Genomic DNA, 26,010 nt, shown 5'->3' with positions numbered 1-26,010 from the left:
GTCCGGTGGACGTGATCGAGGTGCTCCGGGAGCGGGTCGGGACGTTTCGGCGGCTGGCGGTCGAGCACGGCCTTCCCGTCGTCATCGGCGAGCCGGAGCCCTTGCCGCGGAACCCGGAGCTGCCGGTTGGGCTGTATGACGTGTTCGACCTGGTCGGCAGCGTCGACACCGGGGATCTGCGGTTCGCGCCGCCCGCGGAGGTCGCACCGTCGAGGCGTGGCGGGATCGCGACCTCGACGAGGAGTGTCCGCTGGGTGACCCGCCGGCGATCGGCGAGGGGTGCGTCGTGACCGGCGACACCGAGGACGACGTCATCGCCATCGGTGACCTCTCCCTCGACGTCGCCGACGGCAGCGTCTACTACATCGACGGCGACAGCTACCGGTTCTATTGCATCGACGGCGCCGGGCTGGACGAGATCGAGGTCGACGAGTTCGCGCCCGACCTGCCGACGTTCTTCACGCGGTACGTGTTCGGGCCCGATTACCCGCGCCTTGCCGCGACCGTGTGCAACCTCCGGGCGTACCAGACCCGCAAACACCGATACGTCGCCCCTTGGATGCGTCTGCTGGCGGCGGCCAGCCTGATCGAACCGCCCAGCCGCGAACGGCCTCGACCGGCACCGTCCGGCGCCGGCGACCCCGGCGACCTGTTCCGGACCCGGTTGAAGCCCCGCCGCGGCGCTGCTACGTCAGGATGACCGGGTTGGTGAGTGCCGCCATGGGGCCGGTGGGATGGCGGACCTCGACGCGGACGAAGGTGGGCCGGTCGGTGGTGGACCAGGTCACGGTGCCCGTGCCGGCGGGAGGCAGCGCCTCGTGGTGGGACCGGCCGCGGTCGGTGTGGAAGCTGACCGTGCCCGACGGCACGCCGCGCACGTGGACCTCCACCGTGACGGGTTCACCGCTGGCGGCGGGCAGGTGCTCGCCGATTCCGGCCTCGGACGGACCGGCGGTGGCGACCAGCGTCAGCTGGATCGCGGCGGACCCGGCGATCCAGCAGCGGCCGGCGCGTAGGGCGGCGAGCACGGCGTCCTGGGTGAGGTCCGCGGCGTGGACGACGGTCTGCGGGGTGCCGATCTGGCCGGCCAGGTGGACGTCGCTGTTGCCGATCGCCGGTGTCCAGCGGCGGCGGTGGACACCGACCGCCAGGCCGCGGCCCCACTCCGCGAGGGCGGCCTCGTTGTCGGCGTTCCAGGGCAGGTCTGAGCTCCACTGCCCGTTCCACACCTCGACCGCGTCGAAGCCGTCGAACGGGAACATGAAGGTGCCCGCCGGGTACGGGGCGTGCGGGTGCGCCACGACGCACAGGCCGCCGGCCCGGTGGACCTCGGCGACGGACCGGTCGATCAGGTCGTCGCGGACGCCGTAGCGCCAGTCGGCGACGTGCCCGGGAGCCAGGCCGAGCACCAGCCAGTGCCCGGTCTCGGTGACGACCTCCTGGCCGGGAATGACCAGCAGGCCGTCGCCGGCGAGCCGCGACCACGGGTCCCGGGCGGCGTCCAGGTTGTGTTCGGTCACGGCGATGAAGTCGAGCCCGGCCGCCCGGGCGGCGACGACGAGCTCCGCCGGCGTGAGCTCGCCCCCGTGCGAGCGCCGGGAATGCACGTGGCAGTCACCCCTGAACCAGTGCCGGTCCCCGGCCATACCGGCATCGTAGCCACGCCGGCACCGCCGCCGGAGAGCATGCGCCTCAGACCGCTTGCAGCTTCCGGTTGACGTCGCCGGCGCGGGGGTCGCCGATCGCCTCGAAGTGCTGGAGGGCGCGGCGCCACGACACGGCCGCCCCGGCGCCGTCGCCGGCCGCGTGGTGGCGGTCGCCGGCGGCGACGAGGACGTCGGCGGCGGTGGCGCGGTCGCCGAGCTGCTCGAAGAGCTGGATCGCCTTGTCGTAGCAGCGAGTCGCCTGCTGGTGGTCGCCGAGATGGTCGTGGGCGAGGGCGAGGCTGTCCCACGTGCCCGCCTCGCCGTGCCGGTCGCCGACCTCCTGCAGCAGCTGCAGCGCCCGGCCGGAGAGGTCCAGGGTCCGCCGGTGGTCGCCGAGCTGGGCGTGCAGCCATCCGGCCGCGTTCAGGGTGCGGGCCTGCCACAGTACGTCACCCGCCGCCTCGAACAGGTCGAACGCCTGCTCGCTGTGGGTCAGGGCCTCCCGGTGCCGCTGCTGGACCTGCAGCATCCAGCCGATGTTGTGGTGGGTGCGGGCCTGGCCGACCGGGTCGCCCAGGGAGCGATAGAGGTCGATGGCCTGGTCGAGGTGCGTCGCGGCGTCGTCGAAGCGGCCCAGCCGGGCGAGGGTGCGGCCCAGGTCGCGGTGGACGTGCGCGCGGCCGAGGACGTCGCCGACGCGCAGCAGGGCCGCGAGGGCCGCGGTGGACGTCGCGATGAGGTCGTCGAAGCGGCCCAGCCAGTCGAGGTACGTGGTCAGCGTCCACGCGAGCCGCCACACGTGCTCGTCGAGGCCCTCGGCGGCGCCGCCGTGCACGGCCGCGAGCAGGACCGCGTCCTCGGCGGTGAACCACGCCATCGCCTCGTCGCCGCCGCGGACCTTGAGGACCGTGACGCCGTCGGCGGGGCGCGGCAGCCGCGTCGGCGGGCGGCCGGTGTCCAGCTGCATGACCGCCGCGTGCGCGGTGTGCAGGTAGTGGTCGAACATCCTGAGGACGGCGGCGCCCCGGTCCGCGGAGACCTGCTCGGCGGCGTAGCTGCGCAGCAGGTCGTGGAAGCGGAACCGGCCGGTCGTGTGCTCGGTGAGCAGGTTCGCCTCGACGAGCTCGGCCAGCAGCGCACGCGCCCGCGGCAGCCCGACGCCGGCGAGGCTGGCCGCGGCCGGCACGCCGAGATCGGGGCCCGGGTGCAGGCCCAGCAGGCGGAACATCCGCGCCCCGTCGTCCGTCAGCGCGCGGTACGACCAGGAGAACACCGCCCGCACGTCGGTGCTCGTGTCGCCGCCGTCGAGGGCGTCCAGTCCGCCGGCCGTGCCGCGCAGCTGTGCCGCGTGCGTGGCGAGCGACGTGCCCGGACGGGTCGCGGCGTGCGCGGCGGCGATGGACAGCGCGAGCGGCAGCCGCGCGCACCGCTGCACGATCTCGGCGACCGCGGCGGGCTCCGCGGCGGTCCGGGCCGCGCCGAGCCGGAGGGTCAGCAGTTCGCGCGCCTCCCCCGCGGTCAGCAGGTCCAGCGCGAGCGGCACCGCGCCCTCGGCCGCGACGAGCGGCGTCAGCTGGTTGCGGCTCGTCACCAGGACCAGGCAGCCGGGCGCGCCGGGCAGCAGCGGGCGGACCTGGTCCGCGTCGCGGGCGTTGTCGAGGATGATGAGGACCCGCTTGCCGGCGAGGATGCTCCTGTACCGGGTGGCCCGGTCGTCCAGCCCGGCCGGGACCTGCTCCCGCGGCATCCGGAACGCGTGCAGGAAGCCGCTCAGCGCCTCCGCCGGGTCCATCACGGCGCCGCGCTGGTCGAAGCCGCGCAGGTTGACGTACAGCTGACCGTCGGGGAACCGGTCCGCGACCCGGTGCGCCCAGTGCACCGCGAGGCTGGTCTTGCCGACGCCGGGCGGGCCGGACACGGCGCAGACGACCGTGGTCCGTGCTGCCGCCGCCTCCTGCACGAGGGCGTCCAGCCGGGCGAGGCGCTCCGCGTGGCCGGCGAACCCGCGCACCGCCAGCGGCAGCTGCGCCGGCGCGGCGGGTGCGGCGGCGGTGACCCACGACGCGGTCAGGTCGAGCGCCGGGTCCTGCCGCAGCACGGCCGCCTCGAGGTCGCGGAGGTGCTGGCCCGGGTCCAGCCCGAGCTCGGTCGCGAGCGCCTGCCGCAGCCGCTGGTAGGTGGCGAGCGCGTCGGCGGGGCGGCCCGACCGGTACAGCGCGAGCATCAGCTGCCCGTGCAGCCCCTCGTCGAGGGGATGGTCGCGGGTGAGCCGCTCCAGGTCGGGCACGAGCTGCGCGTGCTCGCCGAGCTGCAGCCGGCACTCGGCGAGCGCCGACTGGGCGTGCAGGCGCAGCACCTCCAGCCGCTCGGCCTCCGCGTCGAGCCCGGTCTGGCCGGCGATGTCCTCGAGCGGCCGGCCGCGCCACAGGGCGAGGGCCTGTTGCAGCGCGCGCACCCGCTCGGCGTGCGCGCCCTGCGCGGAACCCTGCGCGGAACCCTGTGCGGTCCCCTGCCGGATGAGCCGTTCGGCGACCGCGACGTCGGTGGCGTCGTCGCCCGGCAGCGCCAGCACGTAACCGGGCGGACGGGCCACGATGGTGTCTCGCCCGCCCAGCACCTGCCGCAGGTACGACACGTGCCGCTGCAACGTGTTCATCGCCGTGGCCGGCGGGTCCTCGCCCCAGACGGCGTCGATCAGCCGGTCGGTGCTGACCACCTCGCCCCGGCCCACCGCCAGCGCCGCGAGCACCGCCTTGCGGCGCAGTCCGGGCACCTCGCGGGGCACCCCGGCCTGCGTCACGTCGATCGGCCCGAGGAGCCTGACCTGCATCGTGTCCCCCACACCCCTTCAACGACCGGTAAACGGTAGCCGCAGGTGTGGCGGTGGAGGGACCCGTCGGTCGGTGACCTGACAGCCGGTATCAGGCGCCCACGATCCGCCACACCTGCGAGTTGGCCCCGGTCCACGGCCGCGTGACGGCGCGGAAGTCCTGCGCGCTGGACACGTACGCGTCGAGGTACCGGCCGCTGCTCACCTGCTGCACCGTGTAGAACGCGCCGCCGTAGTCCTGCAGCCGCCACAGCTGCGTGTTGTCGAACGTCTGCCGCGGCCGCGTCACGACCCGGTAGTCCAGGCTCGCGATCTCGTGCGCGTCGAGGAACCGTCCACTGCTTGCCTGTTGCAGCGTGTACAGCCCACCGCCCACGTCCGTCAGCCACCACTTCTGCGTGTTGTCCGTCTGGTACGGCCTGGTCACCACGTTGTAGTCCTGCGACGCGATCTCGTGCGCGTCGAGCAGCCTGGCCCCGCCGTCCTGCGCGAGGATCACCAGCCTCGGCCCCGCAGCGGTCTGCGCCGCCCGTTGCTGTGTCGCCGCCGACGCAGTGGTCGCCGCCCCGAAGAGCACGGCACCCGCCGCCGCGAGCACGACGACCACCCGCCAACCGGCGCTGCGCTTCGCCTTCATGGTCCTACCTCCGTCTGGTTCCGCCGGCCGGACCTGCCCGGCCGATCTCCCAGAAGGCTGACCGGCACCCCTGAAACGCTGCTGAAACCCCGCTCACGGCACGTGCCGCAGGACCGCCGCCGCGGCGGGCTCCGGCAGGCGGCGCAGAGTCTGGGCCGCACGGAGCCGGTCCATGCCGGCCAGGGCGCCGGCCGCCACCACCGGGTCGAGCAGCGCCACGATCTGGATCGCCGGACCGAACTCCAGCGACTCCAGCACCGCGGCCACGTCCGGCGCCGGGACGCCGGCGAGCGCGGCTGCGGCGTCGGCGGGGCGGCGCAGGGCGGCGATGTCCAGCCTGGCGAGACGGTCGGGCAGTGGGCGGCCTTCGGTGCGCAGCCACCGCCGCCAGCCGCGCCCGTCGGTGCGGTGCTCGGGATGCTCCAGCAGCCACAGCACGAACCGCGCCCGTAACCTCGTGGGCTCCGCTCCATCTGTGGCGGCGGCACGGAGCCGGGCGCGCAGCGTGGGACTGTCCAGGGTGCGGGCCAGTCCCCAGTACCGGTGATCCTTGCACCGGTGCTGCCGGCCGGTCGCGCCGACGATCAGGTCCCGCAGGGTCGCCGCCACCGCCGCGGGGGCACCGAGGGCCGTGAAGGTCCGCAGCACGCCCTCCTTCAACGTCCACGGCGACCACGGCCATGGTCCGGCCCGCCAGGTCTGCGGATCGGTGGCCTCCGACGCCAGGAACCCGACTGCCGCCTTGGCGAGGCGCCGTCGCCTCAGCACCCGGTCCAGCCAAGGTCTGGACGGCAAGCCGCAGAACGCGACGACGTCGGTCATGGGGTGCGAGGGTACGCCAGGAAGACGAGGCCGCAGAAGTCATCGGCGGCGGGGTGTCATCGCTGGAGGCGGTGCAGGAGGAGGCGGGCGCCCTGGGTGGTGGCGATGTCGGCGCCGGTGTGGAGGTCCTCCTGGTTGGCGGTGGCGAGGCCGCGGACGCGGAGGAGCTCGGCGGTGAGGACCTGTTCGCCAATGGCCGCAGCGGCGGTGAGACCTTCGGTGGCGAGGGTGGCGGCGGTGGTGCGGTCGCCGGCGGCGAGGTGGGCGTCGGCCATGGCGGCGATGGAGATGGTCCTCGTGGCGCGCAGGCCAAGGCGGTGGATCGCCTCGCCGGTGGTGCGCATCGTGGCGAGAGCGGCAGGTGTACCGGTGTGCACGGCCGCCCAGGCCGCCACGAAGTCGCCGGTGGTGACGAAGTGGGGCATGCCCTGGCGGGCGCCGATCTCGCGGCAGTGGCGGGCGGCGGCGAGGCCGGCGGGGACGTCGTGCTCCTGCAGGGCGGTCCAGGCGGCGTACAGGGCGGCGTTGGCCCGGCCGTAAGGGTCGTCGCAGCGCTCGGCGAGCGCCGCGGCCGAGGCCAGGTCCTCCCGGGCGGCGGCGGGCAGGCCGCGCAGCGAGCGGACGAGGGCACGGAAGTTGTACGCGGCGAGGGCCGGGGTGCGGCCCGCCTGCGAGCGCAGGTGGCGGGGGTCGACGGCGGCGAGGCGGTCGACGGCGGTGCTGAGGTGCCCGTCGGCCTCGGCGAGGCGCCCGGTGAAGTAGCAGGCGACGCCGAGCAGGTACGGGCCGGCGGCGGCGAGCAGCTCGTCCGGCGGCGCGCCGGCACCGAGCGGCTCCTCCCCAGGTGCGCCCGCGTCGGGCGGCTCCTTCGCAGGCGTGTCCGCGTCGAGCGGCCTCTTCGCAGCCGCGCCGGAGTCGTGTGGCGCCGCCACGGGTGGGGCGGAGGCGAGCAGTTGGCGGGCGAGGTCCTCGGCGACGGCGTACTCGGCGCGGTTGCAGGCGACCTCGCCCAGCGTCCACAGCGCGGCGCGCACGTCGGTGCCGGTGCCCGTGTACGGCAGCAGCCACCTGGCCCGGGCGGCCGCCTCGGCGACCGCGTCGCTGCCGACGCCGACGGTGATCTGCAGCAGCGCCGCCCGGCGCAGCTGCACGTCCAGCTCGGCGGCGGCCGCGCCGGGGGACGTGGCGGCGTGCGGCGCGAGCTCGTCGGTGGCGCGGGCGAGGTGGGCGAGCGCGTCCTCGTACGCGAGGCGGCGCGCGGCGTCGTCGGCGGCGCGCACCGTCCAGCGCAGGAAGTCGCCCGCGTGGCCCAGGCCGATCGACCGTCCATAGTGGAACGCGATCTCGCCCGCGGTGAGCGCGCCGGGGTACGGGTCGGCGGCCGCGGACGCCAGGCGGGCGTGCAGGGCGGCCCGTCGCGCCGCGGGTAGCTCGGCGTATGCGACCTCGGCGAACAGCGGGTGCCGGAACCGGACCGCGCCGGGGCCGGCCTCCGTGACCAGCTGCGCCGCGGCCGGACCGGCGAGCAGCTCGGCGGCGGGGACGCCGGTCACGGCGGCGAGGAGCCGCAGCTCCAGGTCCCGTCCGGCGACGCCGAGCACGTCCAGGCACTCGCGGGTGACCGCGTCGCGGACGCCGTCCAGGCGCAGCCGCACGGCGTCGCGGACGCTCGGCGGCAGCCGCTCCCCCGGCGCGCCGAGGACCTCGGTGAGGAAGAACGGGTTGCCGCCGGTGCGCTCCGCGAGCCGCCGCACCACGTCGTCGGGCGCGGGCGCGCCGGTGCGGGCCGCGACCAGGTCGGCGACCCCGGCGGTGTCGAGGCCGGCGAGGCGCAGCTGCCCGGACCCGGCGCCGCGGGCGAGGTCGTCGAGGGTCTCCACGAGGGCGGGTTCGCGCTCGTACGGGCGCAGCGTCGCCACCACGAGCGTCCGTCCCGTGTGGATGGTCGTGGCCAGGAACCGGGTCAGCAGCAGCGAGTCCGGGTCGGCCGCGTGGAGGTCGTCGAGGACGAGCACCAGGCCGGAGGGGGTGGCGGCCGCTCGTACCAACGCCGAAACCGCCTCATAGGCGCGGAACCTCGCCGCGGGGTCGGGCGCGACGTCCACCGTGGACGGTCCGCCGACGAACCCGGTGAGGGCCGCCGCGGGGGCCCCGGCGTGCGGGAGGGCGAGCAGTCCGCGCACGATCTGGCTCCACAGCCAGAACGGCGGCGCCTGCCCGACGGCGGGGCAGCGGCCCCACACCACGGGGACGCCGGCGGCCGCGGCCCGGTCGGTGACGGCGGTGGCGAGGGTCGTCTTGCCGATGCCGGCCTCGCCGACGACGGCGACCATCCGCCCGCCGCCGCGCAGCGCCGCCCCGAGATGCTCGCCGAGGACGACCAGCTCGGCGCCCCGCCCGACGAAACCAGCCGGCCGCGCCTCCCGCCCGGCCTCCCGCTCGGCCTCCCGCCCGGCGAAGCCGGCCGGGACCGCTTCGTGTCCGATGTGGACGGTCGGCGCGGCATCGGGGACCGTGTGGCTGAGGATCCGGTGGTGCAGCTCGCGCAGCGCCGCGCCCGGCTCGACGCCGAACTCGGCGGCCAGGAAGCGGCGGCCCTCGTCGTGGACGGCGAGGGCCTCGGTCTGCCGGCCCGCGCGGTACAGCGCGAGCATCAGCTGCCCGCGCGCCGACTCCCTGGCGGGTTGTTCGGCCACGAACCGCCGCAGGTCGGGCAGGACCGCGTGGTGCCGGCCCGCGGCGACGGCGGCGGTGCAGCGGCCCTCCTCGACCGCCAGGCGGGTCTCGGCGAGCCTGGCCACCTCGGCGTGCACGGCCGACAGGTCCCCGGCGGGCGGGTCGCCGCGCCAGAGCGTGAGGGCCCGCGTGTACTCGCGTTCGGCGGTGGCGGGGGCACCTGCGGCGAGGGCCCGGGCGCCCGCCTCGGCGAGCGCGGCGAACTCGGCGGCGTCGACCGCTTCGGGCGGCACGCGCAGCTCGTAGCCGCCGGCGTGGCCGACCACGACCGTGCCCTGCGCCCGCGCGCCGCGGCCCGGCTCGAGCGCCCGGCGCAGCGCGGCGACATAGCCGCGCAGCGTGACCTGCGCGCTCGGCGGCGGGTCGCCGTCCCACAGCGCGTCGGTGAGCCAGCCGGTGCTGTTCACCCGGTTGGGTCGCAGGAGCAGCAGGGTCAGCAGCGCCTGCTGCTTGGGGCCGCCGACCGGCACGGCCGCGCCGTCGCGGGACACCAGGAGCGGCCCGAGTATCGCGAACCGCACGCTCCCGGACATGACCGGTCGAGCATAGCGTTGTGCCACAATGGGTCGCATGCGACGACTCCGAAAGGCGTATGGCGCGTAACGCCCCAGGCGCCGGCCGCGTGACACCGCGGACGCCCACCATCGACGGCCTGTCGAGCCGAGCCAACGCGGCGATCGAGGTCCTGCGCCCCCGCATCGGCGATGTCGGCGGCGCGCTCCGCACCTACCGGCGCGAGATCCGACAGGCAGGCCGCTGGATCGACCTGGCCGGCCAGTGCCCCAGCCCGAGCTGCGACATCAGCTTCCAGCGGGACATCCTCGAGGCGGCGCTGCACGCCCTGCCCCGCGACGCCGCCCGCGAGCTGCGGCGTCTCGTCGCGGCGCTGGACGAGGAGTTCCTGCGCAAGACGCTGCCCGACCCGTGGGCCGCCACCCGCGCTCCCCGGCACGCGCGAGCCTGGTGGCGGCAGCGTCTCGTAGACCGGTGACGTCAGCGCGGCCGCAGGACGTCGACCGACGGCAGGTCGCGGTTGGCGGCGTGGACCTCGGCGATGCCCGCCAGGGCGTCCCGGCCCAGCGCGCGGTAGGCGCCGGCGAGCAGTTCGACGGCTTCCCGCCGGGCACCGAGCACGACGGTCGCGGTGGGCCCGCTGTAGGTCCGCTGGTCGTAGAGCGACACCCGCACCACCAGCCCGAGCCCGTCGACGTACGCCGGCTCGGACAGCGCGCTGAGCGTGACCCCGTCGTCGTCGAACTTCCGGTAGCCGATGAGCCGAATGGCTTCGCTGGTCACGGACCGCACTCTACGGCCGTACACTTCGCCGGTGGCGCTCAGGAGGACGTACCGCTTCGTCGACGGCGAACGGATCGAAGGCACCTGGCGGCCCATCTTCATCCGCAACGGCGGCACGTACTTCCTGACCGACCTGTTCGTCTTCGCCGACGGCGTCATCGACTGCTGGGGCTGGGTCGACCTCGACGGCCTGCGCGAGAAGCTGGCATCCGGCTGGGTCGCCACGCGGCTCGAGCCCGGCGCGGAGGCCCGCGCCCATGAGCTGGCGGACTGGCGGATCGAGGAGCCGGAGATGTGGGTGACCGCCGAGGGCCTCCTGGGTGAGGTCGCCGACCTGATCGACGAGCTCAACGACCGGCCCGACTCCACCGGCCGCTGCCGGCAGGCGCTGGACCGCTACCTGGAGACGCGGACCGAGGCGGACCGGGTGGCGCTGCGGGAGGCTTACCTGGCCGTCCCGGAACACCTGCGGATGTTCACCCTGAGCGACATGGACGCGAAGGACTGGCCGCTGCAGGTGCTGTGCACCCAGGTCGGCGAGCCCACACCCCGCGGCACGGTCGTCACGCCGGCGATGCACGCACAGGCGGACGAGTACTTCGCCGACCGGGCCAGGGCGACGGCCCAGCGGCACGGCGGCCGATCCGTCGACGGCCCGCGGGACGCCACGGTCATGCTGGCACGGCTCCCCGGCACCTGGCCCCAGGAGCCGGACATCGAATGGCTGCGCAACGAGTACCCAGTGCCGGTCACCGTCGCCGGGTCGGCGTACGCCAGCGCGGTGCACGCGTACTGGGCCCTCGCCACCACCGACGAGACGGCCCGCCACGCGATCGGCGCCGCGGCGACGGCGACGCTCGCGGAACGGACCGCCAGGACCGCGCCCCTCCGCCCGGACTGGCCGCTCGTCCGCGCCGCCGCGATGCACGCGGTCCTGCGGGCGAAGTTCACCCAGCACCCGGCCCTCGCCGACGTCCTCGTGGCGACCGGCGACGCCCGCATCGACTACGGCAGCGACTCCTTCGGGCACGGCGACGGCCCCGGCACCCGGAACTGGGTCGGCCGCCTGCTGGAGCTCGTCCGGTCGGAGCTCGTGGCCGAGCGGGCCGGCTTCCTCGGCTCCTCCCCGGCTGCCGGGTAGTCCCGCGCTGTGATCACGATGCGGGCGGTCGTCGAGGCGCCGGCGGTCGAGGCGCCGCCGTGGCCCGTGGCGGCGACGGCGGCCTGGTCGACGCTGGACCTCGGGCCGGGGTGCACCGACGCGCAGGTCGGGCTGTTCGTGGCCGGACTGGTCGACCGGCCCGGCGGCGGCGCGGACGAGGTCGTCGACGCGGTGCTGGGTGCGGAGATGCTCATCGCCGCCGGTGGGCTGTCGGTCGGCGACAGCCGGACCGGGACGGTGCTCGCGCCGGGCTGCTGCGCGGGGCTGGAGAACTGGCGGGACTGGGAAGGGCTGGCCAGGAGTTCGACGTCGACGAGGACCCCGACGCGGAGCCCGGCCCCTGGCCCGAGATACGCCTGCCTGAGACGGAGACGTGCTGGGTGCGGATCGCCGACCACAGTCACCGCATGTGGACCGTCCCGTCGCAGGAGTGACGTCAGGCGACGGGGGCGCCGGCGGTCTTCATGAAGGGGACGGGGTCGATGGCGTTGAGGCGGGTGGCGGGGCGGCCGTAGTGGACCTCGAAGTGCAGGTGGGGGCCGGAGGAGTTGCCTGAGGTGCCGACGTGGCCGATGGTCTGGCCGGCGGTGACCTGCTGGCCGACGGTGACGTCGGGCTGGCGGACCATGTGGCAGTACCGCGTGACGATGTCGCCGGCGTGGTGGATCTCGACGTACCAGCCGCAGCCCTTGATGCTCGGTGAGCCGTCGACGTCGCAGGACGGGCCGGAGGTGTTGCACACGACGGTGATGACGGTGCCGGCGGCGGCGGCGCGGATCGGGGTCTCGCGGGCGGCCATGATGTCGATGCCGTCGTGGGTGGGGCGGGAGACGGTGCGGAAGCCGCTGGTGCCCTTGCCCGGCACGGGGTTGACCCAGGTGCCGACGGGTGCGGCGCCGGTGGGCGGCACGATCAAAGACGGGGTCACCGACGGTGTGACCGACGGCGAGGCGGAGGGTGCCGGGGCCGGGCAGGCGGGGACGGTCTTGCGGCGGGAGACGTAGGCGTCCGAGACGTAGGCGCCGCTGGTGAGCCGGTCCCACCGGTCGGTGGTGCGGACGCGGCCCTTCGTCTTCGGGCCCCGCACGGAGCAGACCAGCGACAGCTTCGCGCCGTTGCGCAGGCTGCCGACGGCGGGTGCCGCGGGCGTGGGGGCGGAGCGCACCGCCAGCTTCACCTTGCCCGAGGAGACGGTGGCCGGCACGGACGAGGAGGCCGCGAGCGCGGTTGAGCCGAACGCCATCAGGGCGGCGCCCGTCAGACCCAGCACCGTCAGTTGCCGCCGCATGCACCACTCCGTCCGTCGCCGGTCACGTCACAAGTGAGCGTGCGGGCGGCGGGGTGCGGGACGGTTGCTACAGCGTGGTGAAGAAGGAGATGGCCGCCGTCAGCGCCTGGTCGGTGAGCACCGGGTCGTGGCGCGGGCCGACGTCGCGCATGAACGCGTGCTCGCCGCCGGCGTAGACGTGCAGCTCCGCGTCGTGCAGGCCCGCGTCGTACAGTGCGGCGATGATCTGCAGGCGGGCGTCGGCGGGAACGTGCGGGTCCTGCGAGCCGAACACGAGCATGAGCCGCCCCCGGATCTCGGCGAGGGAGCCCAGGGTGCCGGCGTCGGGGTCGGCGCCGAGCGCACCGTTGTGCAGGCCGGTCGGGTAGAAGCAGACCGTCGCCGCCACGCGCGGGTCGAACGCCGCCCGGAACGCGAGGTGCCCGCCGATGCAGAACCCGGTCGCGAACAGGGTCGTCGTGTCCGGGCGTCCGTCGAGGTACGACAGGACCGCCACCCGGTCGGCGTCGAACGAGGCGGTCGTGGTGGCCGCCGCGCCGGCGAGACCCGCCTGCTTGCCCGCGTCGTCGAACTCGAGCGCGACGCCGGCCAGGTCGCCGTGCGGGTAGATCTCGGGGACGCAGACGACGAAGCCGGCCGAGGCGAGCCGCCGCGCGGTCCGCAGCGTCGACTCCGTCAGCTGGAAGATGTCGGTGTACAGCAGGACGCCCGGCAACGGACCATCGCCGGAGGGCCGCAGCACGACGGCCCGGACCGGCCCGCCGGGCGCCGGCACCGACACCTCGTCCTCACGCAGCTTCATGCCGGTGACCTTACGCGGCGCCGTCCGGCGTGATGGTCAGGACCGGCCGGTCCGGCGCGGCGAACGCGGGCCCGGCCTCGACCTTCCACCGCTGGTGCGGGGTCAGGCCCGGCACGACGTCGCCGGCCTTCAGGCCGCGGCCGTCGATCATCGAGGAGGCGGTCGCCGCCAGGTACGCGGTCAGCGCCTCCGGCGGGAGCGCCCCGCACACGCACTGCAGGTCGGGCAGGCCGAGCGGGCCGAGCCCGAGGGTGTCCAGCACATACCGGCCGGTGACGTCGTGGTGCCGCACGTTGACCACGCCGCTCGCCTCGGCGCCGGGTGGCGTGGCGAGCCGGCTCGACGGCCACCAGACCGCGACCGGTGCCGTGTCGTCGGCGAGGGTACGGACGACGGCGGTGAACGCCCGCACCCGGTCGGCGGGGGCGAACGACGTACCGAAGACCTCGGTGACCGTCACGGTGCGCGTCACCCCGGCCATCACCTCCGCCGCCTCCGCCCAGCCGCGGGTGTGGGCGAGGTCCCGGCGGCCCTGCGACACCGCCGGCCGCCCGAAGCTGACCAGGAGCCGGATCGGGTCGGGCGCGGTGAGCTCCGGGAACCCCACCATGTACCCGCCGCCGCGGCTCGTGCCGTCGGTGAGGGTGGCGGACGGCCAGTACCGCCGCAACGTGGCCGGCGAGGGGCGCAGGCGCACCGCGCCGGTGTAGCACAGCTCCGCCGCCAGTCCAGCGCTCATCGGGTCCCTCGGGCTCGTCGGGTGGCTCGCATCATGCCACGCCGGCGCCGCCGGGAATGCGGTGGCGGCCCGTGGCGGCCCGGTCGATGATGGCCGGGTGACCGCCGTCTCCGAGGCCCGCCTGGCCGTGACCGTGGTGCCACCGGCGCACCCGCGGGCGCGGGAGGCGCTGCGCGCCTACTACCACGACATCGGCGGGCGGTACTACGACCGCCCGATGACGGAGGCGGAGGTCGACACGATCCTCACCGAGGACCCTGACGAGGACCTCCAGCCGCCGACCGGCTGGTTCTGGGTCGCGACCGTCGACACCACGGTCGCCGGCTGCATCGGCCTGCGGTACGTCACCGAGGCCGGCCATCGGGTCGGCGAGCTGACCAGGGTCTACGTCTCGGACAAGGTCCGCCGGCAGGGCCTCGGCGCGAGGCTGATCACCGTCGTGGAGCAGCAGGCCCGCACCGACGGCGTCACGTCCATGCGGCTGGACGTGCGCACCGACCTGGTCGAGGCCCGCGCCCTGTACACGCGGCACGGCTTTCACGAGGTGCCCGCGTTCAACGACAGCCCGTACGCCGGCCACTGGTTGCGCAAGTCCCTCCAGTGACCGGGTCCCGGTGGCGCTGGGTGCGGTTGCACAGCCGCTGGCCATCTCTCCGTCCTGACGTTCGTCCGCGGAAGCCACTCGGCTTGTACCGCGGACCGCAGGGGCGTTGCCATGGCCGCTACGCGGGGCGTGTGAGGCGGGCGAGGTTGCGGCGGGCGGCGGTTGTTTCGGGGTGGTGGGGTCCGTACCGCGTGGCGTACGCCTCGGCGAGGTCGGTGAGTGCGGCGGTGGCGTTGGTCTCGTCGCCCTGCAGCAGCATGATGCGGGTCAGGCCGGCGAGCGCGGTGAGGTGGTGCGGGTCCAGGGGGTCGCTGAGCTCGGTGGCCCGTTCGTAGGCGCGGTAGGCGCCCATCAGGTCGCGCTGCTCGCGCAGCACCATCGCGAGGTCGTTCAGGGCCGCCGGGGTCCCGGTGGCATTCCCGTCGCCGGGCGCGGCGGCCTGTTCGGAGAGGGCGCGGGCGGCTCGCAGGTCGCCGGTGGCGAGGCGGGCGGTGGCGGGGTCCTGCGGGGCGGACTGTCGCCGGGCGATGCGCGCGTCCGGGTGGAACGGGCCGAACAGGTCCTCGTACAGGGCCGCGACCTCGTCGTGGCGCGGGGTGGGGTCGGTCCTGGTGACGCCGTTCAGGGCGGCGACGGTCTCCGGGTCGGCGTCGCCGAGCAGCCGGCGGCAGCGGTCGAGGGTGTCGCGGTAGCGGGCGGCCGCCGCGGCCCGGTCGCCGTGTGTCAGCAGCGCCGCGGCGAGGCCGTTGGCGGCGGCGATCGTCGGTGGCGCGTCGTCGCCCTGTTCGCGCCGGTTCAGCTCGTACGCCTCGCGCCACACCGCGACGGCCCGGCCGGTCTCGCCGAGGGCGAGATGGGCGGCGGCCAGGCACTGCTGGAGTTCCGTGGTGAGGTCCCCGCCGCCCCGACGGAGCGCGCCGGCGAGGCGGGTGGCGGCGCCGGCGTGGTCGCCGCGGCCGGCCCGGTCGAGGGCGTCGGTGTACAGGTCGTGGACGGCGTCCCCGGTGCGCCGCTCCGCCCGGCGGGCGCGCACCTCGCGCCACTTCAGCCGGGCGACGCCGGCGGCGAGCAGCGCCACCACGGCGAGCACCCACGGGCCGAGGCCGTCGACGAGCGCGGCGACGAGGCACGCGATGGTGCCGCCGACCAGCAGCACCAGAAGGATGGTCAGGATGCCGTCGCGCCCTCTCCCCATCGGGTCATCATGACCGCCGCCGGTGGCGTGGACCGACGGCTGCGTCGTACATCTGCCATCAACGCGGCCCGAGCACCGCGGCGACGAACTCCTCCGGGTCGACGGTGCCGGGCCGGTCGCTGACCTGACCGTCGCCGAGCTCGATGACCCGCCACACGCCGTCGGACCGCAGCGCCAGGTCGACCGTGACGAACGGCAGGCCGAGCGCGGCGACGAGCGGCGCCACGGCGGCCAGGTCGAGATCCGCGGGCGGCAGCTCGTGCGGCGTGTCCGGGTGCGGGCCGACGAGCTTGCACGCGCCGCCGACCCACCAGGTGCGGACCTCCGCCTTGCTCAGCTCCTCGAACCGGCGCAGCACGAACCCGCCGGTGAACTCGTCGTCGCGCAGCTCCCGGAGCCGTTGCGCGACCGCCCACGCCGCGGCGGTGTCGGCGAGGTCGGGGATGAACGCGGCCTCGTGCCAGTGGTGCTTCATCGACTTCGTGTAGTCGCGCAGGACCGCCGCGCCGTCGCCGAGGTCGCCCGCGGCCCGCTCGAACGCCTCACGCTCGTCGCCGGCCGTCCACACCGAGCGCGGGGTGACGTCCGCCAGGGCGGCGTACCAGCCGGGAAGCTCATGCGCCTGCCGGTACTGCGCGGCGCTGGTCCGCAACGTGACGCCACGATCCTGCAGGGCTCCGGCGAACGCCGCGTACTGCGCGGAGCGCAGCATCCAGCCGCGGTAGACGGCCTGCCGTTCGCCCGCCTCGACGCGGGCCACGGCTCGCCGCGCCCCGTCCGGCGTGCTCAACGCGTCGTGGTCCACCACCGCCACGTCCAGGCCCGCCTCGCGGGCGGCACCGGCCTCCGGGGCGAAGTGCCCGTCGGGTCGGCGGGGGCGCAGCGGATCCGCCGGTACCAACACCATCGTCGACATCTGGATACCGTACGCGGATGGTCACACTCGAGTTCACCGCCGACGCCGCCGAGTTCCTCGCCGCGGCCGGGGACCACCTGGCCGCCGACCCCGTCCTGAACACCGTCGTGACCGCGAACGCGCACAAGCCCCGCACCTGGCCCGACGGCGGCCCGCCCGCGCACTTCTGGTGGCTCGTCGCGCGCGACACCTCCGGCGCCGTGGTCGGGGTGGGCATGCGCACCGCCCCGATGGCGCCGCATCCGCTGTACCTGCTGCCGATGCCGGCGGACGCCGCGGTCGAGCTCGCCCGTGCGCTGCACGCCCGCGGCGAGGAGACCCTGGGTGTCAACGGCTCGCTGCCCGCCTCGCAGGTGTGCGCCGCCGAGCTGGCCCGCCTCACCGGCGGCCGGGCCGAGGTCATCATCCACACCCGGCTGCACGTGCTCGGCGAGCTCGTCCCGCCGCGCCCCGCACCGGGCCGCCTGGCCCCGGTCCCCGCCTCCGCCGTCGACCTGGTCGTCGAGTGGGTCGCCGCGTTCATGGGCGACGCCGACGAGCAGGCCGGCCGCCCCCGTGGCACGGGCATGCACGCCATGCCCGACCGCCAGGAGCTGCTACGCCGCATCGACGACGGCCTGCTCTGGTTCTGGCTCGACGGCACCGGCCGGCCCGTCAGCCTCGTCGGCGCCACCGCACCCACGTACGGCGTGGTCAGGATCGCCCCCGTCTACACCCCGCCGGACCAGCGCGGCCACGGCTGGGCCAGCAACGCCGTCGCCGAGGTCTCCCGCCGTCTCCAGTCCACCGGCGACCGTGTCTGCCTCTTCACCGACCAGGCCAACCCCACCTCCAACAAGATCTACGCCGCCCTCGGCTACCGCCCCGTCGTCGACATGGCGAACTTCGGCATCACCGGGGTTGTCCGGAGTTGACCGCCCGAGGGGCGTCGCCCCTACCGGACAACGACGGATGCCCGCATGGTCGGAAGGGTCGCGGCGGACGGCGCCGCGCTTTCCGAAGGGAACCAGCCGTGAAGCGACTCACCCAGGCGCTCGCCGCGCTGCTCGTCACGGCGGGCCTGGCCGGCTGCACCGGCCAGCCGCAGGCCGCCCGGCGGGTCGCCACGCCCACGGCACCGTCGCCGGCCGCCACCGCCGAGTGCCGATGGTCCCCGGTCAACCCCGTCGACAAGGCGACCATCAAGGATGTCGGCACACCGCCGGCCACGGTCCCCAGCGGCACCATCGCGACCATGACCTTGACGACCAACCTCGGCACCATCGAGATCACGATGGACGCCAAGGTCGCCCCGTGCGCGGTGGCGAGCCTCGCCTACCTGGCCGGCAAGCAGTTCTTCGACGGCAGCCACTGCCACCGCCTGGGGACCTCGGAGAGCCTGTCCATCCTGCAGTGCGGCGACCCGTCCGGCACCGGCACGGGCGGCCCCGCGTACCAGTACGCGGAGGAGAACCTCGGCCCCAAGGCCGGCTACCTCCGCGACACGGTGGCCGTGTCCCGCTGGGAGGACCCGGGCACCAGCGGCAGCCAGTTCTTCATCAACTACGCCGACAACCCGACCATCCCCGCGAACTACAGCCTGATCGGCATCGTCACCAAGGGCATGGACATCGTCAAGCAGGTCGCCGCCGCCGGCGTCGTCCCCGAGACCAGCTACCACGGCGACGGCCCCCCGAAGCTCACCCTCACCCTGCAACACGTGACGGTCGCCTACCTCTGACACGCCGGCGCCGGCAGCACGTGTCTCAGGTGCGGCGGGCGAGGAGGTAGGACTGGGGGGTCGACTCGCCCTGTTCGGCGGGGCGGGTGGCGCGGAAGAGCGTGGTGAAGCCCGCGGTGGTGAGGTGGTGGGCCATCTCGTCGGCGGGCAGCCAGTACGCGTCGAACTCGACGCCGGCGGTGCGGCCGGCGCGGCGGAGGGTGCCGTCACCGTCCTTGAAGGCCGTCACCAGATGGCCGCCCGGCTTGACGACGCGGGACAGCTCGCCGAAGGCAGGCGCGCGGTCCTCGGGGGCGAGGAAGATCAGCGAGTACCAGCAGACCACGCCGGCGAGGGAGGCGTCGGCGAACGGCAGGTCGCGCAGGTCGGCGACGGCGAAGGGGAAGCCCGGGTGGTCGCGCCGGGCCACCCTGACCATCTCCGGGGACAGGTCGACGCCGTGCGGGGACAGGCCGTGGGCGGACAGGTAGGGGGCGAGCCGGCCGGTGCCGCAGCCGACGTCGCCCACGTCGGGGCCCAGATCGGCGGCGAGGGTCAGCTCGCAGAACAGGCCGAGCACCGCCCGCTCGACCGGCATCCGGTCCAGCTCGCCGGCCAGGCCGTCGGCGTAGATCTCGGCCAGGACGTCGTGGGCGGCTCGCAGCTCATCGGTCTTCGCATCCACGGACGAAACCTTAGCCACCCGGGGTGGACGCCGTCTGCGACGCCGCACCTGCACCCCGACGAGCAGGTGCGCCAGTGGCTGGACGCGTTCCGGCAGGTCCGCGCCACCTCCCCGACCCGTGAGCGGGCCCTCCCCTACGATGGCCGCGTGTACCTGCTTGAGCTTGCCTTCGACGGGAGTCCCGACCGGCTGGCGGTGCGGCCCGCGCACCGGGAACGGCTGCGGGTGTTGCACGAGGCCGGGCGGGTGGTGATGGCCGGGCCGTACTCGGACGAGACCGGCGCGCTGCTGCTCTTCGACGTGACCGCCAAGGAGTTCGACGCGATCATCGACGACGACCCGTACTACCGCGCGCCCGGCGTGACGATCGTGCGCCGCCAGGAGTGGGTCCCGCTGTTCCGCTGACCGAGGACGCCACCCCGCTCGGCTCGCATCCCTTCGTGCACCTGGTGCACGGCGACCCGTCCGGCGGTAACGTGTGGCGATGGTGGCGCGGGAGTCCGGTCGGGGCGCGACGGTGCTGTCGGCCGTCGCCGCCGTCACGTACTTCCTGCTGGCGAGGTACGGGCCCGGATGGTGGCGCGGCGCGCGGCTCGACGGCGTGGACGCGCCGCTGGATCTCGGCTGGCTGCACAACGGGTTCGCGTGGCTGGCGCAGTACGCCGGGGCGGCGCTGTCCCTGCTGTTCGGCGTGGCGGCCGTGCTGCTCGTGCTGGTGGCGGTGGCCGGGGTCGACTCGCCGCGGCTGGACCGGGTCGTCGCCGCCGCCCGGACGGCGCCGGCGCTCGCGTTGCTGGCGGTGCCCGCCCTCGCCGTCGCCTGGTTCCTCGCCACGCAGGTCGCGCTGCTGGTGGCGCCCTTCCTCGGCATGTATCACGGGGAATACCACCCCGCCGTCCCGTAGCGGCTACCTTGTAGCACAGCGTGTCGGAGCGGATACCTGGAGTGCGTGGTGCGGGTGGCGGCGTGGGCTGTGGCGGTGGTGGCGGCGGCCGGCCTGGTCGCGCCCGCCCATGATGTACGGGCGACGGCGCCGCCGGGTCGGCCGAACGTGTTGCTGCTGCTCATGGACGACGCGCGGACCGGGCAGACGTTCGCGATACCGAAGGCGCTGGCGTGGCTGCGCGACCACGGGCGGGAGTACCCGAATGCGATGGTCAGCACGCCGAGCTGCTGCCCGAGCCGGGCGACGATCCTGTCCGGCCGGTACGCGCACAACCACGGCGTCACGCAGCAGGGTGCGGTCGGCCGGTTCGACCACGACCGGTCGCTGCAGCACGAGCTGCACGCCGCCGGGTACCGCACGGCCGCGGTCGGCAAGCTCTTCAACGCCTGGGACATCGCGCGACGGCCGCCGCACTTCGACGACTGGGCGCTGACCGGCGGCGGGTACACCGGCGCAGACTTCGTCGTCGACGGGCTGAAGACCCGCGCGTCCTACGCCACCACGTTCATCGGCGACCAGGTCGGCCGTTACGTCGACCGGTACGAGCGCGACGACCGGCAACCGTGGTTCATCTACGCCGGCTTCACCGCCCCGCACGCGCCGCAGGTGCCGGAGCCGCGCTACGCCGGCGTGAGCTACCCGTGGGACGGCAACCCCGCGACCCGCGAGACCGACCGCGGCGACAAGCCCGCGTACGTGCGACGCTTCAACCGTACGCAGGAGGAGGGCGCACTCGAGCGGCAGGCGATGCTGCGGACGCTGCGCTCCGTCGACGACGCGCTCGAGTCGATCCGGCGCCGCCTGAAGGCCGACGGCGAGCTGGACGACACGCTCGTCATCCTGCTGTCGGACAACGGCAAGCTGTTCGGCGAGCACGGGCTGCCGGAGAAGTTCATGCCGTACCTGCAGGCCGAGCGCGTCCCGCTGCTGATCTCGTGGCCGGGACACATCCGCGCCGGCAGCGACCGCCGGCTGGCCGCGAACCTCGACATCACCCCGACGGTGCTCGCCGCCGCCGGTCTCACCCCGTCGTTTCAGGTGGACGGGCGCGACCTGCTGGCACCCGGCGACCGGCGGGCGCTGCTCACGGAGTACTGGCGGGACCCGGCCAACGGTGCGGGCATCCCGTCGTGGGCGTCGACGGTGGTGCCGGGGCGCTACCGGTACACGGAGATCTACGACGACGCGTTCACCGTCACCGACCGCGAGTACTACGACCTGGCCCGCGACCCGTGGCAGCTGACCAACCTGCTCCAGGACGGCTCCACCCGCCCCGCGCTCGCCGCCGCCCTCGCCCGCCAGCGGACCTGCGCCGGCCGCGACTGCCCCTGAGTTGCGGCGCTCACGTATCGTCCATTCACATGAGTCGATTCTTTGCGAGGGCGGCCGTCGTGGCCGGCATCCTCGCGATCACGCTCAACGCGGTGGCCGCCGGTGCCGCCACCGTCCCGACGGCCGCGTTCTCCCAGGACAGCGCGTGGCCCGCGGGCTACGTGGGCCGCATGACCGTCACCAACGGCGGCACGACCGCCCTGACCTGGCGGGTCGAGTTCGACCTGCCCGCCGGCACGACCATCGGCAGCTCGTGGGACGCCACGGTGACCCGCGCCGGCAGCCACTACGTCGCCGTCGGCGCGTCGTGGAACGCGAGCCTCGCCCCGGGCGCGTCGACCAGCTTCGGCTGGGTCGCCGCCGGCCAGGGCACGCCGCAGGGCTGCCTGCTCAACGCCGCCCCGTGCGACGGTCGCCCACCGTCGCGCGACGTCCGCCCGCCCTCGACCCCGACCAACCTGCGCGGCACCGCGCAGGCCAGCTCGTACGTGCTCACCTGGTCCCCCTCGACCGACGACCGCGCCGTCACCGGCTATGAGATCTACTCCAACACCTCCACCGCCCCGATCGCGACCGTCACCGGCACCAGCTACAGCATGCCGACGCCCCCGCCGATGGTGATGTCGTTCGGTGTACGGGCGATCGACGCCGCCGGCAACCGCTCCCCCTTCGCCACGGTGGGCCTGGGCACGCCGCCGGACACCACCGCACCCAGCCAGCCGACGGGCCTGGCGTTTCGCGGGGTGACCGACGGCTCCTGGACGGTCGTGTGGACCGCCTCGACCGACAACCAGTTCGTCGCGGGCTATGAGGTCGCCCTCAACGGCACGGTCATCAGCCTGGTCGGCAACACCACCGCCTACGTCCCCTACACCGGCTACGGCACCTACTTCGTCGCCGTCCGTGCCTTCGACGGTGCCGGCAACTTCTCCACCCGCGCCCAGATCGGCATCGCCGTCGACCCGCCGCCCCCGCCGCCGCCGCCCGGCTCCTGACCGTCGTTCACGGGGCGCGCGCCACCGCCGCCGCGCGCCCTCGGCGCTGCGTTCAAACAGGACCTGGTCGCCGGGGACTTCGGGCGCGTCAGAGGCATCGGCCGACGTCACCCCCACATCCACCCGGTGACGTCGTCGGAGTCCACCTGCAGCAGCACCCAGTCGCCGTCATCCGACCGCGCAGGGTCCTGGATGAACTCCGGCCAGCCGAAGACGCGGTGCAGCGGCGTCTCCACCTTCCCGTGCAGCTCATCCATCGCGGCGGGCCGCCGCTCCCACAGCGGCTGGACGACCTCCTCCCACCGGTCCGGGATCGTGAGCACCCGCCGGGCCGCGCAGGCCACCGCGGGAAGGTCGCGGCTCCCTCAAGCGTCGCCACCGGCAACGCTTCCAGCCCGAGGGCCTCGTTGACCTGGTCGCAGTCCAGCTGCACGATCAGCGACAGCGCTCGCCCGCCGCCCGTCCGCGGCCGGACGAACCGCTCGTCCCCGAACGCGACCCCACCGAGCCGCGTGTCCCGGAGCTCCTCCCCGCACGCCGAGCCGCACACCGGGTCGCCCGCTGGGCCACACGCCGAACCGTGCGCCGGGCCGCCCGCCGGGCTGTGCGTCAGGCGGACCGACGGCAGCGCATGCGCCATCACCGCCGCCCACAACGCCTCATCGTCGCCGCCATCGACACCGTCACGGACCTCGGTCATGTCCGCCGTCCGTCGCCGGGCCGCCGGCCGGATCGGGGCACGAGGGGCGGCTCAGCAGCACTGGCCGATCCCCCAGATGCGGGTGAAGTCGCCGGCGGCGAGGTCCTGGGAGCGAATCCAGTAGTACAACGTGCCGACGTCACCCCACATCCAGCCGGCGTCGTCGTCGGAGTCGACCTGCAGGAGCAGCACCCAGTCGCCGGCGCCCTCGCGGAGCCGCTCCACGCGCGGGTCGCCGTAGCCCTCGGGCCCGCCGACGGAGATGCCGTTGGCGGCGAGCTGGCACTCCAGCTGCATCGGGCCCTGCACCGGCTCGGGCCAGCCGAACACCCGGTGCCTGGGCGCCTCGTCCTTTGCCCCGACGCGGTCATACAACCGGCTCACCGCGCCGCGACCGTGCTCGCGCAGCCGCTCCACGGCCGGCTCCCACCTGTCGGGGATCGTCAGCACCCGCCGGGGCACGCACGCCACAGCGCCGAACGCTTCCGTCCCCTCCGGCGCCACCACCGGCCGCGCCGTCGCGGCGTCGGACACGACCACCCGCCAGTGCTGCCGGTGGCCGGGGTCATAGCCCCAGCCTTCCATCTCGACGGCGTCGTAGAAGAACGTCAGCAGCGCCCCGGCCGGCAGCACGCCCGGGCCGTCGCCGCCGCCGAGCGTCGCGTTGATCTCGTCGCAGTCGAGCTGGGCGATCACCGTCAGCGCTCTGCCGCCGTCGGTCCGCGGCCAGACGAACCCGTCCCCGGCGAGCGCGTCCCCGCCGAGCCGCGTGCCCCGCGAATCCGGCGCGCACGCCCCGCCGCCGGCCAGCCTGACCGACGGCAGCACGTGCGGCGCGAGAACACTCCAGAGCGCCTCATCTCCGCCGACCGCTTCTCGAAGCTCGCTCACGTGTCCTCTTCCTCGTCGTAGAGCGCCATGAGCCGCGGCAGGCGGCGCCGCATCTCGGCCTCGTCGTCGAAGTCGAACTCCCAGTCCGGGTCGAGGTCGGGATAGCGGATGGTGAAGGCACGGGCGGGGAGCTCCTCGCCGCCGGTCCGGTCCCGGTACGCCTGCCAGACGACAGCCAGCACGTCCTCGCACTCGAGGCCGTCGCACTCGGCGGCCGCCGCGACCACCGCGGGATGTGTCGCGAGGCTGTCGGGGTCGGCGAGCGCCCGCTCGAACGTCTCCCGGCCCTGCGCGATGAGCCATCCCCGGAAATACTCGAACCCGTCATCGGACGCGCCGCCGTTGATGACGTAGGCGGCGGCCCACAGGCCGGCCCGGTAGGACACCGCCACCAGCTCGTCGAAGGGCTGCTCGAACGCGGCGATGTCGGCGGCCGGCCAGCTACGCAGCAGTCGCACCACCGCCGCCGCCACGTCGTCCGACGACGGCGACCCGCCAAGGTCAGCCCGCGCCGCGGAGATCAGGCGCCACACGTCATCCACGCCCGGCGACAAGGGCGACACCTCAGCGGTGCTCACTGCCCCTCCTCCCCGTCGAAGAGCGCCACGAGCGCCGGAAGGCGCCGGCGCATCTCGGCCCTGTCGCCGTAGTCGAAATTCCAGTCCGGGTCGAGGTCGGGGATCCAGACCGTGTCGGGATAGTCGGGCACGTCCTCCTCGCCGCTGACGTCGCGATAGGCGTCCATCACGACATACAGGACCGGCTCGCCGTCGAGGTCTCCGTCCCCGGCCGCGGCCGCGACCACCGCGGGATGGGCGGCCAGGCTGTCGGGGTGGGCGAGGGCGCACTCGAACCAGTCCCTGCCCTGCGCCACGAGCCAGCCGCGGAAATAGTCGAACCCGTCACCGGACGCGCCGCCATTGATGATGTACGCAGCGGCCCACAGATCCGCCCGGTGGGACACCGCCATCAGCTCGTCGAAGGGCCGGTCGAACGCGGCGATGCCGGCCGCCGGCCGCGCGCTGAGCAACCGCACCATCGCCGCCGCGACGTCGTCGGCGGACGGCGCCCCGCCCAGGTCCGCCCGCGCCTCGTCGACAAGCTGCCACACGTCCCGAATCCCCACCCCACCGCTCATGCGCACATCATGCCCGCGGGGTACGACAGTTTTCACAGCCTCCTTTCACGGCGTCGGCGTTGACGAGGAGCGGGCGAAGTGAGCGCTCACATCGACGTTGACAAGTGCGAACGACGCCGATACGGTCCGCCACCGAGGAAAGCGCTTTCCTCGCGACACGAACCAAGGCACCGATCGGAGGTTCCCCGACGTGGCAAGGCAGAGACACAGACGCTGGCTGCTCAGTGCGGTCGTGCTGACCGTCGTGGCGGCGGTGACGACCGTCGCCGTGCGGTCCGCGGACGCGGCGACGATCGTGCAAGGCACCTGGTACAACCTGGTGAACGTCAACAGCGGCAAGGTCATGGAGGTCACGGGCGCGTCGACCGCGGACGGCGCCACCGTCACCCAGTACAGCAGCAACGGCTGCCAGTGCCAGCAGTTCCGGTTCGAGTCGGCCGGCACCGGCTGGTGGCGGATCATCGCCCGGCACAGCGGCAAGGCCGTCGACCTGTGGGAGTGGAACACCGCCGACGGCGCGGAGTACCGCCAGTGGCCGATCAGCAGCGGCAACAACCAGCAGTTCTCCGTGCAGAACATCGGCGACAACATCCAGCTCATCAACCGGCACAGCGGCAAGGCCCTCGAGGTCTGGGAGTGGTCGACCGCCAACGGCGCGAGGATCTCCCAGTTCACCGACCTCAACGGCGCCAACCAGCAGTGGCGCCTGGTGGTGGCGGGCACGACCACGCCCACAAATACCAACCCCAGCACCAGTTGGCCGACGAAGTCGGGCGACGCGAGCGTCAGCGGCACGATCAAGGTGTCGGGCACGCTCGACGGCGGGATGAAGCGCTACTGCTGCATCGGCGACGGCGGGCAGAGCGAGAGTCAGGACCCGATGTTCGAGCTGGCCAACGGCGCGACCATCAAGAACGTCATCATCGGCGCGCCGGCCGGTGACGGCATCCA

The 26,010-nt window shown here is 74.5% G+C and carries 29 protein-coding genes; 13 read left to right on the top strand and 16 right to left on the bottom strand.

Going from position 1 to position 26,010, the window contains the following annotated elements:
• The first annotated feature begins 5 nt into the window (after positions 1 to 5).
• Both AB0I21_RS37910 and AB0I21_RS37905 read left to right on the top strand, forming a co-directional pair.
• The gene (locus tag AB0I21_RS37910; protein ID WP_360568524.1) at positions 6 to 290 is read left to right on the top strand and encodes a hypothetical protein; all 285 of its coding nucleotides are present in this window, start codon (positions 6 to 8) and stop codon (positions 288 to 290) included.
• On the top strand, positions 287 to 700 hold the full coding sequence (locus AB0I21_RS37905; RefSeq protein WP_360568523.1) for a hypothetical protein: 414 nt from the start codon (positions 287 to 289) through the stop codon (positions 698 to 700). The genes AB0I21_RS37910 and AB0I21_RS37905 overlap by 4 nt, the downstream gene beginning before the upstream one ends.
• Here AB0I21_RS37905 and AB0I21_RS37900 read toward each other — a convergent pair.
• From AB0I21_RS37900 to AB0I21_RS37880, 5 genes are all read right to left on the bottom strand, one after another.
• Entirely contained in the window at positions 687 to 1,646 is a 960-nt protein-coding gene (locus tag AB0I21_RS37900) for a CehA/McbA family metallohydrolase (protein WP_360568522.1), read from the bottom strand. The two genes, AB0I21_RS37905 and AB0I21_RS37900, sit on opposite strands and share 14 nt — an antisense overlap.
• Positions 1,647 to 1,692: 46 nt before the next feature.
• Positions 1,693 to 4,476, bottom strand: coding sequence for a BTAD domain-containing putative transcriptional regulator (locus tag AB0I21_RS37895; RefSeq protein WP_360568521.1), 2,784 nt, complete (start codon positions 4,474 to 4,476; stop codon positions 1,693 to 1,695).
• A gap of 91 nt (positions 4,477 to 4,567) precedes the next feature.
• A complete protein-coding gene (locus AB0I21_RS37890) occupies positions 4,568 to 5,113 on the bottom strand; it encodes an RICIN domain-containing protein (RefSeq protein ID WP_360568520.1) in 546 nt (181 codons plus the stop codon).
• A 93-nt stretch (positions 5,114 to 5,206) separates the two neighbouring features.
• The gene (locus AB0I21_RS37885) at positions 5,207 to 5,935 is read right to left on the bottom strand and encodes a hypothetical protein (protein ID WP_360568519.1); all 729 of its coding nucleotides are present in this window, start codon (positions 5,933 to 5,935) and stop codon (positions 5,207 to 5,209) included.
• 56 nt (positions 5,936 to 5,991) lie between these two features.
• Complete coding sequence (locus AB0I21_RS37880; RefSeq protein ID WP_360568518.1) at positions 5,992 to 9,204, bottom strand: BTAD domain-containing putative transcriptional regulator; 3,213 nt, start codon at positions 9,202 to 9,204, stop codon at positions 5,992 to 5,994.
• An 89-nt stretch (positions 9,205 to 9,293) separates the two neighbouring features.
• Between AB0I21_RS37880 and AB0I21_RS37875 the strand changes: the two genes are divergently transcribed.
• Entirely contained in the window at positions 9,294 to 9,662 is a 369-nt protein-coding gene (locus AB0I21_RS37875; RefSeq protein WP_360568517.1) for a hypothetical protein, read from the top strand.
• Positions 9,663 to 9,664: 2 nt separating this feature from the next.
• Here the strand turns inward: AB0I21_RS37875 and AB0I21_RS37870 are convergent, their stop codons facing one another.
• The gene (locus AB0I21_RS37870) at positions 9,665 to 9,967 is read right to left on the bottom strand and encodes a hypothetical protein (RefSeq protein WP_360568516.1); all 303 of its coding nucleotides are present in this window, start codon (positions 9,965 to 9,967) and stop codon (positions 9,665 to 9,667) included.
• Between the two features lie 31 nt (positions 9,968 to 9,998).
• Between AB0I21_RS37870 and AB0I21_RS37865 the strand changes: the two genes are divergently transcribed.
• Positions 9,999 to 11,108 carry an NADAR family protein gene (locus AB0I21_RS37865; protein ID WP_360568515.1) on the top strand — a complete coding sequence of 370 codons (1,110 nt, stop codon included), beginning with the start codon at positions 9,999 to 10,001 and terminating at the stop codon, positions 11,106 to 11,108.
• A gap of 9 nt (positions 11,109 to 11,117) precedes the next feature.
• The gene (locus AB0I21_RS37860) at positions 11,118 to 11,597 is read left to right on the top strand and encodes a hypothetical protein (RefSeq protein ID WP_360568514.1); all 480 of its coding nucleotides are present in this window, start codon (positions 11,118 to 11,120) and stop codon (positions 11,595 to 11,597) included.
• Here AB0I21_RS37860 and AB0I21_RS37855 read toward each other — a convergent pair.
• The 3 genes from AB0I21_RS37855 to AB0I21_RS37845 all read right to left on the bottom strand — a co-directional run bounded on the left by AB0I21_RS37855 (position 11,566) and on the right by AB0I21_RS37845 (position 13,958).
• Positions 11,566 to 12,417, bottom strand: coding sequence for a peptidoglycan DD-metalloendopeptidase family protein (locus AB0I21_RS37855; RefSeq protein WP_360568513.1), 852 nt, complete (start codon positions 12,415 to 12,417; stop codon positions 11,566 to 11,568). The genes AB0I21_RS37860 and AB0I21_RS37855 overlap by 32 nt on opposite strands.
• Before the next feature lie 67 nt (positions 12,418 to 12,484).
• The gene (locus AB0I21_RS37850) at positions 12,485 to 13,219 is read right to left on the bottom strand and encodes a dienelactone hydrolase family protein (RefSeq protein ID WP_354900052.1); all 735 of its coding nucleotides are present in this window, start codon (positions 13,217 to 13,219) and stop codon (positions 12,485 to 12,487) included.
• 10 nt (positions 13,220 to 13,229) lie between these two features.
• Complete coding sequence (locus tag AB0I21_RS37845) at positions 13,230 to 13,958, bottom strand: DUF4261 domain-containing protein (protein ID WP_360568512.1); 729 nt, start codon at positions 13,956 to 13,958, stop codon at positions 13,230 to 13,232.
• A 97-nt stretch (positions 13,959 to 14,055) separates the two neighbouring features.
• Here AB0I21_RS37845 and AB0I21_RS37840 point away from each other — a divergent pair, with 97 nt between their 5' ends.
• On the top strand, positions 14,056 to 14,562 hold the full coding sequence (locus AB0I21_RS37840; RefSeq protein ID WP_360568511.1) for a GNAT family N-acetyltransferase: 507 nt from the start codon (positions 14,056 to 14,058) through the stop codon (positions 14,560 to 14,562).
• A gap of 118 nt (positions 14,563 to 14,680) precedes the next feature.
• On the opposite strand, the gene AB0I21_RS37835 is transcribed toward AB0I21_RS37840, so the two are convergent.
• Positions 14,681 to 15,757, bottom strand: a complete 1,077-nt coding sequence (locus AB0I21_RS37835) for a tetratricopeptide repeat protein (RefSeq protein WP_360568510.1) — start codon at positions 15,755 to 15,757, stop codon at positions 14,681 to 14,683.
• Between the two features lie 58 nt (positions 15,758 to 15,815).
• Complete coding sequence (locus AB0I21_RS37830; RefSeq protein ID WP_360568509.1) at positions 15,816 to 16,673, bottom strand: ATP-grasp domain-containing protein; 858 nt, start codon at positions 16,671 to 16,673, stop codon at positions 15,816 to 15,818.
• A 17-nt stretch (positions 16,674 to 16,690) separates the two neighbouring features.
• On the opposite strand from AB0I21_RS37830, the gene AB0I21_RS37825 reads away from it, so the two are divergent.
• Positions 16,691 to 17,587, top strand: coding sequence for a GNAT family N-acetyltransferase (locus tag AB0I21_RS37825; protein ID WP_360568508.1), 897 nt, complete (start codon positions 16,691 to 16,693; stop codon positions 17,585 to 17,587).
• Between the two features lie 98 nt (positions 17,588 to 17,685).
• Entirely contained in the window at positions 17,686 to 18,393 is a 708-nt protein-coding gene (locus AB0I21_RS37820) for a peptidylprolyl isomerase (protein WP_360568507.1), read from the top strand.
• 25 nt (positions 18,394 to 18,418) lie between these two features.
• On the opposite strand, the gene AB0I21_RS37815 is transcribed toward AB0I21_RS37820, so the two are convergent.
• Positions 18,419 to 19,057 carry a class I SAM-dependent methyltransferase gene (locus tag AB0I21_RS37815; RefSeq protein WP_360568506.1) on the bottom strand — a complete coding sequence of 213 codons (639 nt, stop codon included), beginning with the start codon at positions 19,055 to 19,057 and terminating at the stop codon, positions 18,419 to 18,421.
• Positions 19,058 to 19,204: 147 nt separating this feature from the next.
• Here AB0I21_RS37815 and AB0I21_RS37810 point away from each other — a divergent pair, with 147 nt between their 5' ends.
• The 4 genes from AB0I21_RS37810 to AB0I21_RS37795 all read left to right on the top strand — a co-directional run bounded on the left by AB0I21_RS37810 (position 19,205) and on the right by AB0I21_RS37795 (position 22,330).
• On the top strand, positions 19,205 to 19,462 hold the full coding sequence (locus AB0I21_RS37810; RefSeq protein WP_360568505.1) for a YciI family protein: 258 nt from the start codon (positions 19,205 to 19,207) through the stop codon (positions 19,460 to 19,462).
• A gap of 79 nt (positions 19,463 to 19,541) precedes the next feature.
• Positions 19,542 to 19,961: a hypothetical protein gene (locus AB0I21_RS37805; RefSeq protein WP_360568504.1), complete on the top strand. Its 420-nt coding sequence runs from the start codon at positions 19,542 to 19,544 to the stop codon at positions 19,959 to 19,961.
• A gap of 54 nt (positions 19,962 to 20,015) precedes the next feature.
• Positions 20,016 to 21,335 (top strand): sulfatase-like hydrolase/transferase, encoded by a 1,320-nt coding sequence (locus AB0I21_RS37800; protein ID WP_360568503.1) that lies wholly within the window; start codon positions 20,016 to 20,018, stop codon positions 21,333 to 21,335.
• A gap of 29 nt (positions 21,336 to 21,364) precedes the next feature.
• Positions 21,365 to 22,330 carry a cellulose binding domain-containing protein gene (locus AB0I21_RS37795; RefSeq protein ID WP_360568502.1) on the top strand — a complete coding sequence of 322 codons (966 nt, stop codon included), beginning with the start codon at positions 21,365 to 21,367 and terminating at the stop codon, positions 22,328 to 22,330.
• 107 nt (positions 22,331 to 22,437) lie between these two features.
• Here AB0I21_RS37795 and AB0I21_RS37790 read toward each other — a convergent pair whose 3' ends face one another.
• From AB0I21_RS37790 to AB0I21_RS37775, 4 genes are all read right to left on the bottom strand, one after another.
• A complete protein-coding gene (locus AB0I21_RS37790) occupies positions 22,438 to 22,674 on the bottom strand; it encodes a DUF1963 domain-containing protein (RefSeq protein WP_360568501.1) in 237 nt (78 codons plus the stop codon).
• A gap of 407 nt (positions 22,675 to 23,081) precedes the next feature.
• Complete coding sequence (locus tag AB0I21_RS37785) at positions 23,082 to 23,921, bottom strand: YwqG family protein (RefSeq protein WP_360568500.1); 840 nt, start codon at positions 23,919 to 23,921, stop codon at positions 23,082 to 23,084.
• Entirely contained in the window at positions 23,918 to 24,499 is a 582-nt protein-coding gene (locus AB0I21_RS37780) for a DUF4240 domain-containing protein (protein WP_360568499.1), read from the bottom strand. Before AB0I21_RS37780 ends, AB0I21_RS37785 begins: the two co-directional genes overlap by 4 nt.
• On the bottom strand, positions 24,496 to 25,059 hold the full coding sequence (locus AB0I21_RS37775) for a DUF4240 domain-containing protein (protein WP_360568498.1): 564 nt from the start codon (positions 25,057 to 25,059) through the stop codon (positions 24,496 to 24,498). Before AB0I21_RS37775 ends, AB0I21_RS37780 begins: the two co-directional genes overlap by 4 nt.
• 190 nt (positions 25,060 to 25,249) lie before the next feature.
• Between AB0I21_RS37775 and AB0I21_RS37770 the strand changes: the two genes are divergently transcribed.
• Positions 25,250 to 26,010 (top strand): RICIN domain-containing protein (locus AB0I21_RS37770; protein ID WP_360568497.1); only part of this gene is annotated, 761 nt, incomplete at its 3' end.

It is taken from the genome of Dactylosporangium sp. NPDC050588 (genome assembly GCF_040654975.1).
Taxonomy (GTDB): Bacteria; Actinomycetota; Actinomycetes; order Mycobacteriales; family Micromonosporaceae; genus Dactylosporangium; species Dactylosporangium maewongense.
Note: the sequence above shows the minus strand (reverse complement) of the source record. Positions and strands in the feature narration are given on the sequence as shown.

Coding starts and splice junctions, on each gene's coding strand:
- AB0I21_RS37900 (WP_360568522.1), bottom strand. CDS start 1,646: ATGGCCGGGGACCGGCACTGGTTCAGGGGTGACTGCCACGTGCATTCC.
- AB0I21_RS37895 (WP_360568521.1), bottom strand. CDS start 4,476: ATGCAGGTCAGGCTCCTCGGGCCGATCGACGTGACGCAGGCCGGGGTG.
- AB0I21_RS37890 (WP_360568520.1), bottom strand. CDS start 5,113: ATGAAGGCGAAGCGCAGCGCCGGTTGGCGGGTGGTCGTCGTGCTCGCG.
- AB0I21_RS37885 (WP_360568519.1), bottom strand. CDS start 5,935: ATGACCGACGTCGTCGCGTTCTGCGGCTTGCCGTCCAGACCTTGGCTG.
- AB0I21_RS37880 (WP_360568518.1), bottom strand. CDS start 9,204: ATGTCCGGGAGCGTGCGGTTCGCGATACTCGGGCCGCTCCTGGTGTCC.
- AB0I21_RS37855 (WP_360568513.1), bottom strand. CDS start 12,417: ATGCGGCGGCAACTGACGGTGCTGGGTCTGACGGGCGCCGCCCTGATG.
- AB0I21_RS37850 (WP_354900052.1), bottom strand. CDS start 13,219: ATGAAGCTGCGTGAGGACGAGGTGTCGGTGCCGGCGCCCGGCGGGCCG.
- AB0I21_RS37845 (WP_360568512.1), bottom strand. CDS start 13,958: ATGAGCGCTGGACTGGCGGCGGAGCTGTGCTACACCGGCGCGGTGCGC.
- AB0I21_RS37835 (WP_360568510.1), bottom strand. CDS start 15,757: ATGGGGAGAGGGCGCGACGGCATCCTGACCATCCTTCTGGTGCTGCTG.
- AB0I21_RS37830 (WP_360568509.1), bottom strand. CDS start 16,673: ATGTCGACGATGGTGTTGGTACCGGCGGATCCGCTGCGCCCCCGCCGA.
- AB0I21_RS37825 (WP_360568508.1), top strand. CDS start 16,691: ATGGTCACACTCGAGTTCACCGCCGACGCCGCCGAGTTCCTCGCCGCG.
- AB0I21_RS37805 (WP_360568504.1), top strand. CDS start 19,542: ATGGTGGCGCGGGAGTCCGGTCGGGGCGCGACGGTGCTGTCGGCCGTC.
- AB0I21_RS37795 (WP_360568502.1), top strand. CDS start 21,365: ATGAGTCGATTCTTTGCGAGGGCGGCCGTCGTGGCCGGCATCCTCGCG.
- AB0I21_RS37775 (WP_360568498.1), bottom strand. CDS start 25,059: ATGAGCGGTGGGGTGGGGATTCGGGACGTGTGGCAGCTTGTCGACGAG.